The sequence below is a fragment of the Methylobacterium sp. Leaf94 genome (genome assembly GCF_001426045.1).
Taxonomy (GTDB): Bacteria; Pseudomonadota; Alphaproteobacteria; order Rhizobiales; family Beijerinckiaceae; genus Methylobacterium.
In genome coordinates, this window is record NZ_LMRM01000064.1 from 197,613 (window position 1) to 211,891 (window position 14,279).

General features: G+C 71.1%; 14 protein-coding genes. 5 read left to right on the forward strand and 9 right to left on the reverse strand.

Features of this window, described 5'->3' with window-relative positions:
* The first annotated feature begins 54 nt into the window (after window positions 1-54).
* On the forward strand, window positions 55-1,341 hold the full coding sequence (locus ASG63_RS26715; protein ID WP_244480014.1) for a L,D-transpeptidase family protein: 1,287 nt from the start codon (window positions 55-57) through the stop codon (window positions 1,339-1,341).
* Here the strand turns inward: ASG63_RS26715 and ASG63_RS23535 are convergent.
* The 3 genes from ASG63_RS23535 to ASG63_RS23545 are packed head-to-tail and all read right to left on the reverse strand — an operon-like array spanning window position 1,328 to window position 4,133.
* Window positions 1,328-2,065, reverse strand: a complete 738-nt coding sequence (locus ASG63_RS23535; protein ID WP_056222740.1) for an ABC transporter permease — start codon at window positions 2,063-2,065, stop codon at window positions 1,328-1,330. The genes ASG63_RS26715 and ASG63_RS23535 overlap by 14 nt on opposite strands.
* Window positions 2,062-3,243, reverse strand: a complete 1,182-nt coding sequence (locus ASG63_RS23540; RefSeq protein WP_082559478.1) for an ABC transporter permease subunit — start codon at window positions 3,241-3,243, stop codon at window positions 2,062-2,064. Before ASG63_RS23540 ends, ASG63_RS23535 begins: the two co-directional genes overlap by 4 nt.
* The gene (locus ASG63_RS23545) at window positions 3,240-4,133 is read right to left on the reverse strand and encodes a glycine betaine ABC transporter substrate-binding protein (RefSeq protein ID WP_082559479.1); all 894 of its coding nucleotides are present in this window, start codon (window positions 4,131-4,133) and stop codon (window positions 3,240-3,242) included. Before ASG63_RS23545 ends, ASG63_RS23540 begins: the two co-directional genes overlap by 4 nt.
* 351 nt (window positions 4,134-4,484) lie before the next feature.
* Between ASG63_RS23545 and ASG63_RS23550 the strand changes: the two genes are divergently transcribed.
* On the forward strand, window positions 4,485-4,874 hold the full coding sequence (locus tag ASG63_RS23550) for a response regulator (RefSeq protein WP_056222745.1): 390 nt from the start codon (window positions 4,485-4,487) through the stop codon (window positions 4,872-4,874).
* Between the two features lie 2 nt (window positions 4,875-4,876).
* Here the strand turns inward: ASG63_RS23550 and ASG63_RS23555 are convergent, their stop codons facing one another.
* On the reverse strand, window positions 4,877-5,257 hold the full coding sequence (locus ASG63_RS23555; RefSeq protein ID WP_056223020.1) for a YraN family protein: 381 nt from the start codon (window positions 5,255-5,257) through the stop codon (window positions 4,877-4,879).
* Complete coding sequence (rsmI, locus tag ASG63_RS23560; RefSeq protein WP_056222748.1) at window positions 5,247-6,215, reverse strand: 16S rRNA (cytidine(1402)-2'-O)-methyltransferase; 969 nt, start codon at window positions 6,213-6,215, stop codon at window positions 5,247-5,249. Before rsmI ends, ASG63_RS23555 begins: the two co-directional genes overlap by 11 nt.
* Window positions 6,216-6,336: 121 nt before the next feature.
* Between rsmI and ASG63_RS23565 the strand changes: the two genes are divergently transcribed.
* Entirely contained in the window at window positions 6,337-7,551 is a 1,215-nt protein-coding gene (locus tag ASG63_RS23565; RefSeq protein ID WP_056222751.1) for a penicillin-binding protein activator, read from the forward strand.
* Here ASG63_RS23565 and hemW read toward each other — a convergent pair whose 3' ends face one another.
* The 3 genes from hemW to rph all read right to left on the reverse strand — a co-directional run bounded on the left by hemW (window position 7,552) and on the right by rph (window position 10,157).
* On the reverse strand, window positions 7,552-8,730 hold the full coding sequence (gene hemW, locus ASG63_RS23570) for a radical SAM family heme chaperone HemW (RefSeq protein ID WP_056222754.1): 1,179 nt from the start codon (window positions 8,728-8,730) through the stop codon (window positions 7,552-7,554).
* 69 nt (window positions 8,731-8,799) lie between these two features.
* Entirely contained in the window at window positions 8,800-9,432 is a 633-nt protein-coding gene (gene rdgB, locus ASG63_RS23575) for an RdgB/HAM1 family non-canonical purine NTP pyrophosphatase (RefSeq protein WP_056222757.1), read from the reverse strand.
* An 8-nt stretch (window positions 9,433-9,440) separates the two neighbouring features.
* On the reverse strand, window positions 9,441-10,157 hold the full coding sequence (rph, locus tag ASG63_RS23580) for a ribonuclease PH (protein WP_056223023.1): 717 nt from the start codon (window positions 10,155-10,157) through the stop codon (window positions 9,441-9,443).
* A gap of 264 nt (window positions 10,158-10,421) precedes the next feature.
* On the opposite strand from rph, the gene hrcA reads away from it, so the two are divergent.
* The gene (gene hrcA / locus ASG63_RS23585; protein ID WP_200917560.1) at window positions 10,422-11,477 is read left to right on the forward strand and encodes a heat-inducible transcriptional repressor HrcA; all 1,056 of its coding nucleotides are present in this window, start codon (window positions 10,422-10,424) and stop codon (window positions 11,475-11,477) included.
* Window positions 11,478-11,539: 62 nt separating this feature from the next.
* Here the strand turns inward: hrcA and ASG63_RS23590 are convergent, their stop codons facing one another.
* Window positions 11,540-12,478, reverse strand: coding sequence for a DUF1236 domain-containing protein (locus ASG63_RS23590; protein WP_056222764.1), 939 nt, complete (start codon window positions 12,476-12,478; stop codon window positions 11,540-11,542).
* A gap of 288 nt (window positions 12,479-12,766) precedes the next feature.
* On the opposite strand from ASG63_RS23590, the gene ASG63_RS23595 reads away from it, so the two are divergent.
* A complete protein-coding gene (locus ASG63_RS23595; RefSeq protein ID WP_274534762.1) occupies window positions 12,767-14,134 on the forward strand; it encodes an MFS family transporter in 1,368 nt (455 codons plus the stop codon).
* Window positions 14,135-14,279: the final 145 nt, after the last annotated feature.

Genomic DNA, 14,279 nt, shown 5'->3' on the forward strand with positions numbered 1-14,279 from the left:
CGGCCCCGCGCGCTTACTCCCGCGCCATCAGGCGGATAGCGCAGGAGTTCTTCGGTGATCAGGTATCCTTCGACACGCATCGGCGGCGGTCTCGCCGCCCTCGCCCTGGTCGCCCTGGCGGGCGGCGCGCAGGCCGAGACGAAGGACAAGGCGGAGGGACCGGCGCTGACGCGCGAGGCGGTGGAATCCGCAGCCCTGGCGCCGACCGGGGATGCCGCGAAGGCCGACGCCCAGGGCGGCGAACCGAAGACGGGCGCGGCGAAGAGGACGGACAGGGCCGAGTCGAAGGGCGAGGCGGCCAAGCGCAGCGGAGCGACGCGCCCGGAGCCGGCGCTCGTGAAGGCGCAGATCCTCCTCGACCGGGCCCATTTCTCGCCCGGCGCCATCGATGGCCGGGACGGCGACAACCTGCGCGGCGCCTTGGCGGCCTTCGCCTCCGCCAACGGCCTGAAGGCCGAAACGGAGATCGCGCCCGACCTCGCCGACACGCTTCAGGCGACGAGCCGTGATCCGGTGCTCACCGAATATACCGTCACGGAGGCCGATGCGGCGGGGCCCTTCGTCGAGAAGATGCCGGCGAAGATGGAGGAGCAGGCCGATCTCGACGCGCTGGGCTATACAAGCCCCCGCGAGATGCTGGCCGAGCGCTTCCACATGGCCCCGGATCTCCTCGGCGCGCTCAACCCCGACGCGGATTTCGGCAAGGCCGGTACGGTGATCCTGGTCGCCGCGGTGAAGCCGCTGGAGACCGGCAAGGCGACGACGGAGGAGAAGGCCGCGAAGAAGCAGGCGCAGGAGGCCGGCAAGACGGAATCCGGCAAGAGAGATTCCAGCGAGAGGGAGTCCAACAAGGATACCGGCAAGGCGACGGACACGAAGGGCTCGAACGCCCAGGCGGTCGATCCCGAGGCGCGCGACGCGAAGGACGTGACCCGCATCGAGGTCGACAAGGAGAGCCGCGCCGTGCGGGCCTTCGACCGGGACGGCAAACTCGTCGCGTTCTATCCGGCCTCGATCGGCAGCGAGGAGAAGCCGGCCCCGTCCGCCGAGGCGAAGGTGGAAGGCGTCGCCTACGCGCCGACCTACACCTACAATCCGAAGTACCAGTTCGCCGGCGTGAAGGCGAAGACTAAGTTCACCATCCCGCCCGGCCCCAACAATCCGGTCGGCGTGGTCTGGATCGACCTCTCGATCCCCTCCTACGGCATCCACGGCACACCGGAGCCGGAGAAAGTGGGCAAGACCGAATCCCACGGCTGCATCCGCCTGACGAACTGGGATGCGCGCGACCTCGCCAACCGCGTCAGCCGCGGCGCGCAGGTGGTGTTCAAGGACGAATAGCGCGCCACCCGCCGACGCCGGCCAGCAGCGCGGCGTCGGCCAGGAACGCCAGGGCAGCCGTGGCGGCGGTGCCCTGGAGCATCGCCACGGTGTTCTGGTTCTGCAGGCCCGACACGATGGGCGTGCCGAGGGTCGAGGCCCCCGCCAGGGCGCCGACGGCGGCGGTGGCGATGGCGAGCACCAGGGCGGTGCGCAGGGTCTCGACGATATCGGGGGCGGCCAGGGGCAGTTCGATCCGTGTCAGGATCTGGAGCCGGGTCAGGCCGATCGCCCGTCCGGCCTCGCGGACCTCCGGTGCCACCCCCGCGATGGCGCCCGCCGTCCCCCGCAGGACCGGCATGATTCCGTAGGCGACGAGGGCGAGCAGCGTCGGGGGACCTCCGAAGCCGAGGATCGGCAGGGCGAGCGCGACCACGACCACCGGGGGCACCGCCTGCGCGGCCGCCGCGAGTCCATCGATCATCGGCCGCCAGGGTTCTGCGAAGCGGCGCGTGATCAGGATGCCGAGGCCGATCCCCAGGACGGCCACGAGGGTGAGGCCGGTTCCGGCCAAGGCGAGGTGCTTCCATGCCAGGTCGAGGAGGCGCTCCACCGACAGGGGACGCCGCGCCGGCTCCCCCAGGGCCTCGGTGATCCAGCTCGCCACCCTGGGATGACTGGCCACGGCGAGGCCGAGGCCCATGAGGGCGAACCCGAGGGCCGCGGTTCGTCGCGACCGGCTCATGCGTGCCACCGCCGCCGCGCGGCGGCCTCCACTCGGCTGAGACCGCGCTCGGTCAGCAACGAGAGCACCACGACCGGGATCGCCCCGAGGAGGATCAGGTCGGGCGCGAACTGCGCCATCCCGTCGAAGACGATGCGGCCGAGGCCGCCGGCCCCGACAAGGGCGCCGAGGGTGGCGAGGCCGAGGCCCTGAACGGCCGCGACCCGCACGGCCCCGACGAGGATCGGCGCACCGATCGGCAGACGGACCCGCGCCAGCACCTGTCCCCGCGAGAGGCCGAGGGCCTCGGCAGCCTGCAGGGTGTCGTCGTCCGGCGCCCGCAGGGCCAGGGTCAGCCCGCGCCAGAGGGGCAGGGCCAGATAGGCGGCGATGGCGACGATGGCGGGGACGGGGCCCAGCGCTGAGAGACCGAGGTCCCGCAGGATCGGAACGGCGCGGAGGAGGCCCGACATCACGGCGACCATTCCCCCGAGGAGGGCCACGGCGGGCACGACTTGAATCCCGCCGAGGACCAGGGCCACCAGCCCCTGCGGGAGCAGCGACAGCCCGACCGCGAGGAGACCCGCGAGAATGAGGGACGCGCCCGCGAGGGCGAGATGCTCCGCGAGCGCCGCGTTCACCGTCTCGCGCCGCGCCGCGTACTCGACCGCGAGCGAGAGGGCATCGAAGGCGCCCGACCACCCGAGGACGACGAACGCCAGGCCCAAGCCGATGCCGATGGCGAGGCCGAAACCCGGTTTGCGAGACCGCCGAACCGCGAGGCCGAGGGCGCCGGCGAGGAGGAACAGGCCGAGCAAGGATCCCGATCCGAGACTGGCCCGCGCGGCCGGCGGGAGTCCGGCGAGGGACCGGACGGCGCCGGCGCCGAGGCCCTGTCCGAAGGCCAGGATGGCCAGGAGAAGCAGAAGCGTGGCAAGCGCCGCCGCCGCCCGCTTGCGCGAGACCACGAGGGCGATGGCGAGGGCGGTCATTGCGAGAACCAGGGCACCGGTTGCGCCGAGCGCCTCCGAGCCGGTCCGCGGATCCCCGAGCGCGAGCCGGTTCCGCGCGATGGTGAGCACCGGCAGCCAGGTCAGGGCGAGCGCCAGGGCACCGAGCCAGGCGGTGCCGACGAGCAACGCGAGGACGCGCCCGATCCCGACCGTCCGCAGCGCGCTTCCCGATGTCCCCGCCGTCACGGCAGCAGCCCGTTCTCGGACAGGTAACGGGCTGCCACCGCTTCGGCCACGTCGCCGTCCACGGTGATGCGCGCGTTCAGCCGCCGCAGGGTCTCGGCGTCGAGGCGGGTGAACACGCGCGCCAGGGCGGGCGCGATCTCGGGGTGGCGGACGAGGTCGGCCTGCCGGATCACCGGGGCCACCTCGTAGACGATCTGGGCATCCAGGGGATCGCTCATGACGACGAGGTCGAGCGCCGCGAGGGCCCCGTCGGTCCCGTAGACCATTCCGGCATTCACGCCGCTGATCCCCTGCGCGGCCGCTCGCGCCGTGACGGACGTGTCACCGCCGGGCAGACTGATGATGCGATTCAAGGGCAGGGCGAAGCCATAGGCCGCCTCGAAGGCCGGCAGGGCCGCCGGACTCTCCACGAACTCGGTGGAGGCGGCGAGCCGAATGAGGCCGCGGCGGACCGCTCCGGCGAAGTCGGTCATCGTGGTTAGGTGCTCGCGCCGTGCCAGGTCCCCGTTGACGGCGATCAGCCACGTGTTGTTGGCCGGTGCCCGGGTCAGCCAAGCGAGGCCGCGCTCGGCGTCGCGCCGCCGGATGGTGTCGTAGGCGCCCTGCGGCGACTTCCAGATCGGATCGGTCTCCGTGCCGGTGAAGAAGGCGCCGTTGCCGGTGTATTCAGGATAGATCGCGATCTCGCCGGACAGGAGGCTGTTGCGAACGATCAGGGTCGGCCCGAGTCCGAGCTTGCGCAGGACGGGCAAGTTCAGTTTCTCCAGAACCTGGGCGATCATGGCGCCGGTCAGCGCGCCCTCGGTATCGCTCTTCGAGGCGACCACGAGGGGAGACCCGGCCGTGGCCGAGTCGGGAGCCCGCACGCCGGAGAGCGCGAGCCAAGCCATCGCGGACCGTCGCGTCCAGTCTCGCACCCCGGACCGTCCCGTTAACATAGGTTGTTGGCATTCCAGGGGGGGCTGCCTACCGGTAGGAGTCGGTGGCGCAGAAATGTTTCAGACCGTAACATTGCTGCCCCGCAGACGGCCTTTGACGAGGTTCAGGCGCTTGACACGCCCCACGGAACGGGCGACGGCTCGCTCTGTGCCGGGCTGTTCAAAGGGCCTTGCCGGCTTGCTCAGGCCCTGCATCATTCGCATGTTGCGAGCCTGATTGCACACGGTGGGAGCGAACCCCTGAACACCTTCGGCGGAAGGCGTTCCGGATTTCCAAGTCGATCGAAGGGAAGAAGCCCCGGCGTGAGTGCTCAAGTGGACGAAGACCTTCTCAATGGGGCTCGCGTGCTTGTCGTCGAGGACGAAGCCGCGATCTCGATGCTGCTCGAAGACATGCTGCTCGATTTCGGTTGCACCGTCGTCGGCCCCGCCGCGCGTCTGTCGACCGCCCTCGAGATGGCGGAGAACGAGAGTTTCGAGGTCGCCATCCTCGACGTCAACGTGGCGGGCGAGCCGATCTATCCGGTGGCCGAAGCCATCGTGAAGCGCGACCTGCCCATCGTATTCTCGACGGGCTACGGCGGCGCCGGCATCCGTGAGCCGTTCCGCGATCGTCCGGTCGTGCAGAAGCCGTTCAGCCAGGCCGACCTCAAGCGGACGCTGATCGCAGCCGTGGCGGCCGCGCGCGCCTGAGATCATCGGATCGGAAAGGCGTCGGCCACGTGCCGGGGCCAGGCCCAGGGCGAGACGAACACCGCGTCCGCCCGAAACGTCGCCGCGTCGGTGTTCGGGTGCCGACTGATCCAGGCCCGGACAGCCCGCGAGAATCGGGCGACCTTGCGGGCGTCGATGGCGCCTTGCGCCGCCTCCAGCGTGCTGCGCGCCTTCACCTCCACGAACGCGATCGTCGCCCCGCGCCGGACGATCAGGTCGATCTCGCCCCCCGCCGCGCGAAAGCGCGACCCGAGCGGCCGGTACCCCTTCAGCATCAGGGCGAGGAGCGCGAGGGTCTCGGCCGTCCGGCCGCGCAGCTCAGTGGCGCGCCGGCGCTCGGCCGCAGGGCCCTCAGGTCTCATCGTCGCGCCGGGCCAGGGCCAGGGCACGGGCATAGACGACCCGGCGGGGCTGGCCGGTCTCCTCCGCCACCAGGGTCGCGGCGTCCTTGATCGAGTGCCGGGCGAGCGCCGCCGTCAGGGCCGCATCGAGGCCCGCATCCGTCTCGGCGGCGTCGGGCACCTCGTCCTGCGTGCCGATGATCACCACCACCTCGCCCTTCGGCGCGCCCTCCTCCGCGTAGAGCGCGGCGAGATCGCCGAGGCTGCCGCGCCGGATCGTTTCGTAGAGCTTGGTCAGCTCGCGAGCGACCGCTGCCGGGCGCGTGGGCCCGAGGACCTCCACGGCGTCGACCAGCATCTCGGGCAGGCGATGGGGCGATTCGAACAACACCAGGGTGCCGGGGATGCGCCCGAGCGCCTCCAGGCGGTTGCGCCGCGCGCCGGACCTGGCCGGCAGGAAGCCCTCGAAGAAGAACCGGTCGGTGGGCAGGCCGGCGGCCACGATGGCGGTCATCACCGCCGAGGGGCCCGGAATGGGCGTGACGCTGAGGCCGGCCTCGATCGCCGCCTGCACGAGCTTGAAACCCGGATCCGACACGAGGGGCGTGCCCGCGTCGGAGACCAGGGCCAGGGCCTCGCCGCCCTGCATCCGGGCGATCATCCGCTCGCGCACCGCCGCGTTGGAATGCTCGTGATAGGCCACCAGGGGCGTGGTGATCCCGTAATGCATCAGCAGCGTGCGGGTGACGCGGGTGTCCTCGGCCAGCACCGCATCGGCGGCGGCGAGCGTCGCCAGGGCGCGGAACGAGACGTCCTTCAGGTTTCCGATCGGGGTCGCCACCACGTGGAGACCGGGCTCGATCGCCTCGGCCTCGGCGGCGAGCCCGAAGGCCGTGAAGGTGGCGGGTGGGCGGGCGCCGGGCCCCGTCGCGGCCGGGTCGCGCCGCCGCCGGGTCCGCGTGTCGATCTTCTGGGTCATGGCCGCGACCTTGCCACGATCGGGGCTCCCTGCGGAATGCTCGGCGGCGCGTCGGTTCACATTTACTTTTGGCCCCTAGGCTGCAAGCCTGGGTCGTCAGCCGGCGACAGGGGGGCCACCGATGACGCACGCCAACAGGCTGAAATCCGGGCTGGTCGGGATCTCGACCCTGCTCCTGCTCGCGGCCTGCGTCGGAGTGCCGGACGGCGGCGGTCGCGTCTCGAACCGGGTCCCGCCACCCCAGGCGGAAGGCCCGGGGCCCGACGCGCCGATCGCTGCCGCCGGGGGGCGGATCGGCACCGGATCGGTAAAGGTCGCCCTGGTGGTGCCGCTCACCGGACCGGGCTCGGCGGTGGGCACGGCGATGCGCAACGCGGCCGAAATCGCCATCGAGGATTTCCAGAAGTCCGACCTGCAGATCCTGGTGAAGGACGACCGCGGCGCGCCGGACGGCGCCCGCGAGGCGGCCCAAGCCGCCGTGGCGGATGGGGCCGAGGTCGTCCTCGGCCCGCTCTTCGCCGCCAACGTCCAGGCGGCGGCCGGCGTGGTACGCGCGGCGGGCAAGCCCCTCATCGCCTTCTCGACCGATGCCGGGGTCGCGGCCCGCGGCACCTACCTCCTGAGCTTCCTGCCCCAGGCCGAGGTCGACCGGGTCGTCGACGAATCCGTCGCGTCCGGCCGCAAATCCTTCGCGGCGATGATCCCGGATTCGAGCTACGGAAACGCCGTGGAGGCGCAGTTCCGCGAGGCGGTAGCCCGCAAGGGCGCGCGCCTCGTGGCGATCGAGCGCTATCCCGTCGGCAATCCGGCCCCCGCCATCGGGCGCCTCGGCGGGCTGATCACCGGGCCGGCGGCTCAGGCCGACGCGTTGTTCCTGCCGGATACGCCGGATGGCCTCGCCACCGTCGCCCCGGCCCTGACCAAGGCCGGGTTCGCCCCCGGCCGGGTCCGGCCGATCGGCACCGCCGTCTGGAACGATCCCCGGATCTTCGCCCTGCCCGCCCTCCAGGGCGGCTGGTTCGCGGCCCCGGACGCAGCCGGCTTCACCGGCTTCTCGCAGCGCTACCAGGCGCGGTTCGGCTCGGTGCCGCCGCGCGTCGCCACCCTGGCCTACGACGCGGTCTCGCTGATGGCGGCCCTGTCGCGCCAGTTCGGCTCGCAGCGTTTCGCCGACACCACGCTCACCAACCCGTCCGGCTTCTCCGGCGTCGACGGGACCTTCCGGTTCCGGCCGGACGGCCCGAGCGACCGCGCGCTGGCGGTCTACGAGATCCGTTCGGGTGCGCCGGCCATCGTCAGCCCGGCGCCGCGCACCCTCGGCCCGTCGGGCACCTGATCAGGCGGCGAGCGCGGCCACCAGCGCGTTGAGCACCGGCGCGCCGGCGGGCGTCGCGGCGATGCGGCCGCCCGCATGTCGGGCGATCAGCCCCTCGGCGATGAGGCCGTCGATCCGCCCCGGGTCGAGGGCCCTCCCCTTCAGGGCGGCGTAGCGCGCGGGGTCGATGCCTTCGCGCAGGCGCAGACCCATCATCAGGAACTCGTCGCCCTGGTCCGAGGCGGCCAGCGTCTCGGTCTCGACGATGCCGTGACCCCGCCCCTCTACCCGGGCGAGCCAGGCTTCCGGCGCCCGCTCGGTGACGGTGCCGATCCGGCCTGCCGCTTCGACGAGGCGTCCGTGGGCGCCGGGGCCGATGCCCGCATATTCGCCGTAGCGCCAGTACAGGAGGTTGTGCCGGGATTCCGCGCCGGGCCGGGCGTGGTTGGAGATCTCGTAGGCCGGCAAGCCGGCCCGGTCGCAGACCTCCTGGGTCACGTCGTAGAGGGCACGCGCGGCATCGTCGTCCGGCGGCACCAGCTTGCCGGCGGCGGCGAGGCCGTAGAACGGCGTGCCCGGTTCGATGGTGAGTTGGTAGAGCGACAGGTGCTCCGCCGCCCGGGCGATGGCACCTTCGAGTTCGGCCCGCCACGCGGCCGGACCTTGGTCGGGCCGGGCATAGATCAGGTCGAAGGAGTAGCGCTCGAAATGCGCCGCCGCGACCCGCACCGCCGCCATGGCCTCGGCTGCGCTGTGCAGGCGGCCGAGCTGCTTCAGGGCGGCGTCGTCCATGGCCTGGACGCCGAGGGAGACGCGGTTGACCCCGGCGGCGCGGTAGCCGCGGAAGCGCTCCGCTTCGACGCTGGTGGGATTGGCTTCCAGGGTGATCTCGACGTCGGGCGTCACGGTCCAGGCGCCGCCGATGGCGTCGAGCAGGCCCGCCACGGTGGCGGGCTGCATCAGGGAGGGCGTACCGCCGCCGAGGAAGACGCTCGACACCGTCCGTCCGGGCGTCCGCGCCGCCACATGGGCGATCTCGGCCCGGAAGGCGTCCAGGAAGCGGCCCTCGTCCACGGGCGCGTGGCGCACGTGGCTGTTGAAGTCGCAATACGGGCACTTCGCGGCGCAGAAGGGCCAGTGGACATAGACCCCGAACCCCGCATCGCGGGTCGGGTGGTCCGGGCCTGTCGGTTCGGTCATGACGCGGATGTGCGCGCGGGACCGCCGTTTGGCAATCCCGCGGCCGGTCTCAAGGGCGCCGCAGGCAGTTTACGGACGCCGCAGGCAGGTCTGGGCCAGGAGCACGAAGGCGCGGGCGCGATGCGACAGGGCGTTGCCGGTCTGCCAGTCGACGCCGTGCTTCTCCGCGGAGGAGATCTCCCCGAAGGTGCGGTGGTCGCCGTCGGGCTGGAACATCGGGTCGTAGCCGAACCCGCTCGCGCCGCGCGGCGGCACGAGTTCGCCGAAGACCCGGCCCTCGAAGGTCTCGGTGTGGCCGTCCGGCCAGGCGATCACCAGGGCGGAGACGAAGTGCGCCCGCCGGGTGGTGGCGCCGCGCTTGTCGAGTTCCGCGGCGATCCGCGCCATGGCGCCGGTGAAATCCTTGGACGGCCCGGCCCAGCGGGCCGAGAACAGCCCGGGTGCCCCGTCGAGGGCGTTGACGCAGAGGCCGGAATCGTCGGCGAAGGCCGGCAGGCCCGAGGCCGTCGCGGCGGCGTGCGCCTTGATGGCCGCGTTCTCGGCGAACATCGTCCCGGTCTCGTCCGGCTCGGGCAGGCCGAGTTCGCCGGCCGAGACCGCGTCGACGCCGAAGGGCGCCAGCAACTCGCGCATTTCGACGAGCTTGCCGGCATTGTGGGTCGCGATGACGACGCGACCCGTGAGGATGCGGTGCTCGCTCATGCGGAGACTCACTGCGCCACGGCCTGCTTCTGGAGGGCGACGAGGGACTGGATGCCGCCCTGGGCGAGGCGCATCAGCTCGAATAGCTCCTCCTCCGAGAACGGCTTGCCCTCGGCGGTACCCTGGACCTCGACGAGGCCCCCGGTGCCCGTGATGACGAAGTTGGCGTCGGTCTCGGCCGCGGAATCCTCCAAATAGTCGAGGTCGAGGACGGGCTTGCCCTTGTAGATGCCGCAGGAGACGGCCGCCACGTGGTCGCGCAGGGGGTCGACCGAGATGATCGAGCGGCCGCGCATCCAGGTGAAGCACTCGTGCAGGGCGACCCAGGCGCCGGTGATCGCCGCGGTGCGGGTGCCGCCATCGGCCTGGATCACGTCGCAATCGACGGTGATCTGGCGCTCGCCGATCGCCGGCAGGTTGGTCACGGCGCGCAGGGAGCGGCCGATCAGGCGCTGGATCTCCTGGGTGCGTCCGGAGGGCTTGCCGGCCGTCACCTCGCGCCGGGTGCGCGCGTGAGTGGCGCGCGGCAGCATGGCGTATTCCGCGGTGACCCAGCCCTTGCCGGAGCCGCGCAGCCAGCCAGGGCCGCGCTCTTCCAGGGTGGCCGTGCACAGCACCTTGGTGTCGCCGAAGCTGACGAGGCATGAGCCTTCGGCGTGGCGGGAGACGGCGCGCTCCAGGGTGACCATGCGCAGTTCGTCGTTCGCGCGCTTCGAGGACCGCATGCCGCTCTCCTTACCGGTGTCGATGGAGTGCGGCTTTACGGTTCCGGCCCCCGCCCGGCAAGCGAGGTCGGGCGGATTGCCGGCGCCGCCGGTGAGCCCGAGGTGCGGAACGCCTTCCGCGGCCAAGCGGTTTCTCGTATTCTCCCTGCGTCCGCCAGGGGCGACGGTGGACGGCATTGTGTAAAGCACGGGAGACCGTCACACTCTCCGCCTCAGGAATGGAATGTGACCGAGCCCGCCCGCCCCTTCTCCACATCGCAGCAGATGCAGGTTCTCAGCGCGCTGAACGAACGCTCGCGTGAAATCTTCCGGCAGATCGTCGAGAGCTATCTGACGACCGGCGAGCCGGTCGGCTCGCGTAACCTCGCGCGCATCCTGCCCATGGCCCTGTCGCCGGCCTCGATCCGGAACGTCATGGCGGATCTCGAGCATTCCGGGCTGATCTTCGCACCCCACGCCTCGGCCGGCCGTCTGCCCACGGAGCAGGGCCTGCGCTTCTTCGTCGATGCGATGCTGGAGCTCGGCGATGTCGGGCGTGAGGAGCAGGAGCGGATCGAGGCGCAGATGCGCGCGGCCGCCTCGGGCCATACCTTCGATTCCGCCCTGGCCGAGGCCTCGATGCTGCTCTCAGGGATCTCCCGCGGGGCCGGCGTGGTGCTCACCACCAAGACCAACGTCCACCTGAAGCATATCGAGTTCGTCCGCCTCGACCCGACCCGGGCGCTGGTCGTCCTGGTCTCCGACGACGGCTCGGTGGAGAACCGCCTCCTCGACCTGCCGGCGGGCCTGCCGGCGGGGGCTCTCCAGGAGGCCTCGAACTACCTGAACGCCCGGCTCCAGGGCCGGACCCTGGGGACGCTCCGCGCCGAGATCGAGTCGGGCCGGCAAGCGATGAAGCGCGAACTCGACGTGATCACCGAGCGCCTCGTGGATGCCGGCCTCGCCGTCAGCGTCGGCCCCTCGGATGCCCGGCAGCTCATCGTGCGCGGTCAGGCCAATCTCCTGGACGACCTGCGGGCCGCCGAGGATCTCGACCGCATCCGCCTGCTGTTCAACGACCTCGAGACCCAGAAGGACGTGATCGAACTCCTGTCCCGGGCCGAGGGCGGCGAGGGCGTGCGCATCTTCATCGGCTCGGAGAACAAGCTCTTCTCGCTCTCAGGCTCCTCGATGATCGCGGCTCCGTTCCGCGACGGGTCGCAGAAGATCGTCGGCGTGGTGGGGGTCATCGGCCCGACGCGCCTGAACTATGCCCGCATCGTGCCGATGGTCGACTACACCGCACGGGTGGTCTCCGGCCTCCTCGACCGCAAGCGCTGAGCGGAAAACGCGAAGGGGCGGAGCCTGAAGCCCCGCCCCCGACGCGGTTCCGATCGCTCGGGTCAGCCGCGGATCACGTCGACGATCTCGTAGGTGTCGGGATCGACGATGACGATGTCGTCGTCCACCAGCACGTAGCGGTAATCCTCGTATTCCGGCGCGATCCGGACGATGTCCGGCGGCAGGTCGTAGAGGGTGTAGCTGCGGGCGATAGCCGTGCCGACGGTGAGCGCGAAGGCGCCGGCGGCGAGGCGTGGGATGCCCCGGCGGAACACGCTCTGGCGGAACTCGGTGCGCTGCGGCGCCCCCAGGCGGCCATAGGCGCCGCGGACGGCGCCGCGATCGCCACGGTCGCCGCGACCACCCCGGCCCTCGCGCTCGACGCGGCCGTCGCGACCGCCGCGCTCATCGCGGTCGGCCCGTCCACCGCGCTCCTCGCGGCCGTCGCGATCAGCCTTGCCGCCCCGATCGCCCTTGCCGTCGCGGTCCGCCTTGCCGTCGCGATCTCCCTTGCCGTCCCGGTCGCCCCGGCCGTCTCGTGCCGCGGCGCCACCGTCCTCGCGGCCGCCGCGCTCTCCGGCCGCCTGACCCGGACGACCGTCCTGCCGCCCTGCGCCACCCTCGGCGCCACGGCCACCGGCCTCGCCGCGCTGGGCACCACCGGCCGGACCGGCCCCGGTCTCCGCACCGCCGGCGCCGCCGCGCGTGCCTGCGCCGCCAGCCGCACCGCCGGCTTCGCCGCCCCGCATGCCGGCGCCACCGCCCGCACCGCCACCGGCGCCACCGCGCATTCCGCCGGCACCACCCGCACCCGGACCCGCGCCACCGGCGCCGCCGCCCGCGCCCATACCGGCGCCGCCACCCCCGGCACCGCCCGCGCCGCCCCCGGCACCGCCTGCCCCGCCACCAGCGCCGCCGCCCGGCCCGCCCTGCGCGAACGCGCTCGCTGCGCCGATCACCAGGGCCGCCGCCGTCACCGTGCTCCGAAAGAGCTTGCTCATGGGATCGTTTCCACTCTCGTTGTTGTCGGACGCCGCTCGACGTCGATGCCGTCCGCAACGAGGATCTTCGAGAAACCGTTCCCGGATTTCTTGCGCTGATCTTGCTGCTGATCGCGATCAGCCTATTGACTCGGTACAGCCAAGCTCAGGGGCACGTCTTCCACAGCGTGGTTTCATCGTCATCTTGGCCGTGTCCGACAACCCGCTGATCGCTCTTTGGAAATCGCGTTCGAGGCGATAACGTCCCCGTCAAGCAAGCCGCGGAACGGCATTGTTCAGAGCACAGGGATGAGACGTATGACAGGTGGGGCCGGGACCATTCCGACCAAGGCGGAGGACGCCGCGGACAACCGACGCCGGATCAAGGCGATCGTCGCCTCCTCGTCGGGCAATCTCGTCGAATGGTTCGATTTCTACTGCTACGCGTTCTTCGCGCTCTACTTCGCACCGGTGTTCTTTCCCGCCGGTGACAGCACCAGTCAGCTCCTGCAATCGGCCGCCGTGTTCGCGGTGGGCTTCTTCATGCGCCCGATCGGCGGCTGGCTGTTTGGGCGCATCGCCGACCGCCTCGGCCGCAAGACCTCGATGCTGATCTCGGTGCTGATGATGTGCGCCGGGTCGCTGATGATCGCGGTGCTGCCGACCTACGCCACGGTCGGGCAGCTCGCGCCGGCCCTGCTGCTGCTCGCCCGGATGATCCAGGGCCTGTCGGTGGGCGGTGAGTACGGCACCAGCGCCACCTACATGAGCGAGATCGCCGTGAAGGGCCGTCGCGGCTTCTTCGCCTCCTTCCAGTACGTCACCCTGATCGGCGGCCAGCTCCTCGCCTCGCTGGTGCTGATCATCCTCCAGAGCTTCCTCACCGCGCAGGAACTGACGGCCTGGGGCTGGCGCATCCCGTTCGTCATCGGCGCCATCGCGGCGGTTGTCGCGCTCTACCTGCGTTCGTCGCTGGCCGAGACGGCGACCAAGGAAGACATGGCCAAGAAGGATTCCGGCACCTTCGCGGCCCTGTTCAAGCACTGGCGCGCCTTCTGCGTGGTGCTGGCCTACACCGCCGGCGGCTCGTTGAGCTTCTATACCTTCACCACCTACATGCCGAAGTACCTCTTCAACACGGCGCATATCGACAAGGTCACGGCCTCGCAGATCTCCACCGCCGCCCTGTTCGTCTACATGATCATCCAGCCCTTCTTCGGCTGGCTGTCGGACCGGATCGGGCGCAAGGCCAACATGCTGCTCTACAGCGGCCTCGGGACCCTGATGGTGGTGCCGCTGATGACCGCCATCGGGTCCACGCAGAACGCGGTCCTGTCCTTCGCGCTGATCATGGTCGGCCTGATCGTGATCAGTTTCTACACCGGCATCAGCGGCATCGTGAAAGCCGAGCTGTTCCCGACGCAGGTGCGGGCCCTGGGCGTCGGCCTCTCCTACGCCATCGCCAATTCGCTGTTCGGCGGCACCGCCGAGATGGTCGCGCTCTACCTGAAGCAGGTCGGCTTCGAGAGCACGTTCTTCTGGTACGTGACCGTCATGCTCGGCGTCGCCTTCATCGGCTCGCTGATCATGCCGAACCCGAAGCGTCACGGCTACCTCGACGGCGACGGCACCGTCGAGGAAGCGCTGACCCGCAAGTCCCGCCTCTCGGCCGCCTGAGCCGTTTCCTCCTCGGGCGAACGACCGGCACGCGGTGAGCGATCACCGCGTGCTTTTTTGTGCCGCCGGCATCCGACTCGGAAACGGCTTGATGCACCTCCGCGTCTGGGCTGCTGTCAACGAATATTTGATGAACTGAACCTGA

Bases quoted from the DNA above. Each gene is read 5' to 3' on its own strand.
- ASG63_RS23535 (WP_056222740.1), bottom strand. From the start codon at position 2,065: ATGAGCCGGTCGCGACGAACCGCGGCCCTCGGGTTCGCCCTCATGGGC.
- ASG63_RS23545 (WP_082559479.1), bottom strand. From the start codon at position 4,133: ATGGCTTGGCTCGCGCTCTCCGGCGTGCGGGCTCCCGACTCGGCCACG.
- ASG63_RS23555 (WP_056223020.1), bottom strand. From the start codon at position 5,257: ATGAGACCTGAGGGCCCTGCGGCCGAGCGCCGGCGCGCCACTGAGCTG.
- rsmI (WP_056222748.1), bottom strand. From the start codon at position 6,215: ATGACCCAGAAGATCGACACGCGGACCCGGCGGCGGCGCGACCCGGCC.
- ASG63_RS23565 (WP_056222751.1), top strand. From the start codon at position 6,337: ATGACGCACGCCAACAGGCTGAAATCCGGGCTGGTCGGGATCTCGACC.
- hemW (WP_056222754.1), bottom strand. From the start codon at position 8,730: ATGACCGAACCGACAGGCCCGGACCACCCGACCCGCGATGCGGGGTTC.
- rdgB (WP_056222757.1), bottom strand. From the start codon at position 9,432: ATGAGCGAGCACCGCATCCTCACGGGTCGCGTCGTCATCGCGACCCAC.
- rph (WP_056223023.1), bottom strand. From the start codon at position 10,157: ATGCGGTCCTCGAAGCGCGCGAACGACGAACTGCGCATGGTCACCCTG.
- hrcA (WP_200917560.1), top strand. From the start codon at position 10,422: ATGCAGGTTCTCAGCGCGCTGAACGAACGCTCGCGTGAAATCTTCCGG.
- ASG63_RS23590 (WP_056222764.1), bottom strand. From the start codon at position 12,478: ATGAGCAAGCTCTTTCGGAGCACGGTGACGGCGGCGGCCCTGGTGATC.
- ASG63_RS23595 (WP_274534762.1), top strand. From the start codon at position 12,767: ATGAGACGTATGACAGGTGGGGCCGGGACCATTCCGACCAAGGCGGAG.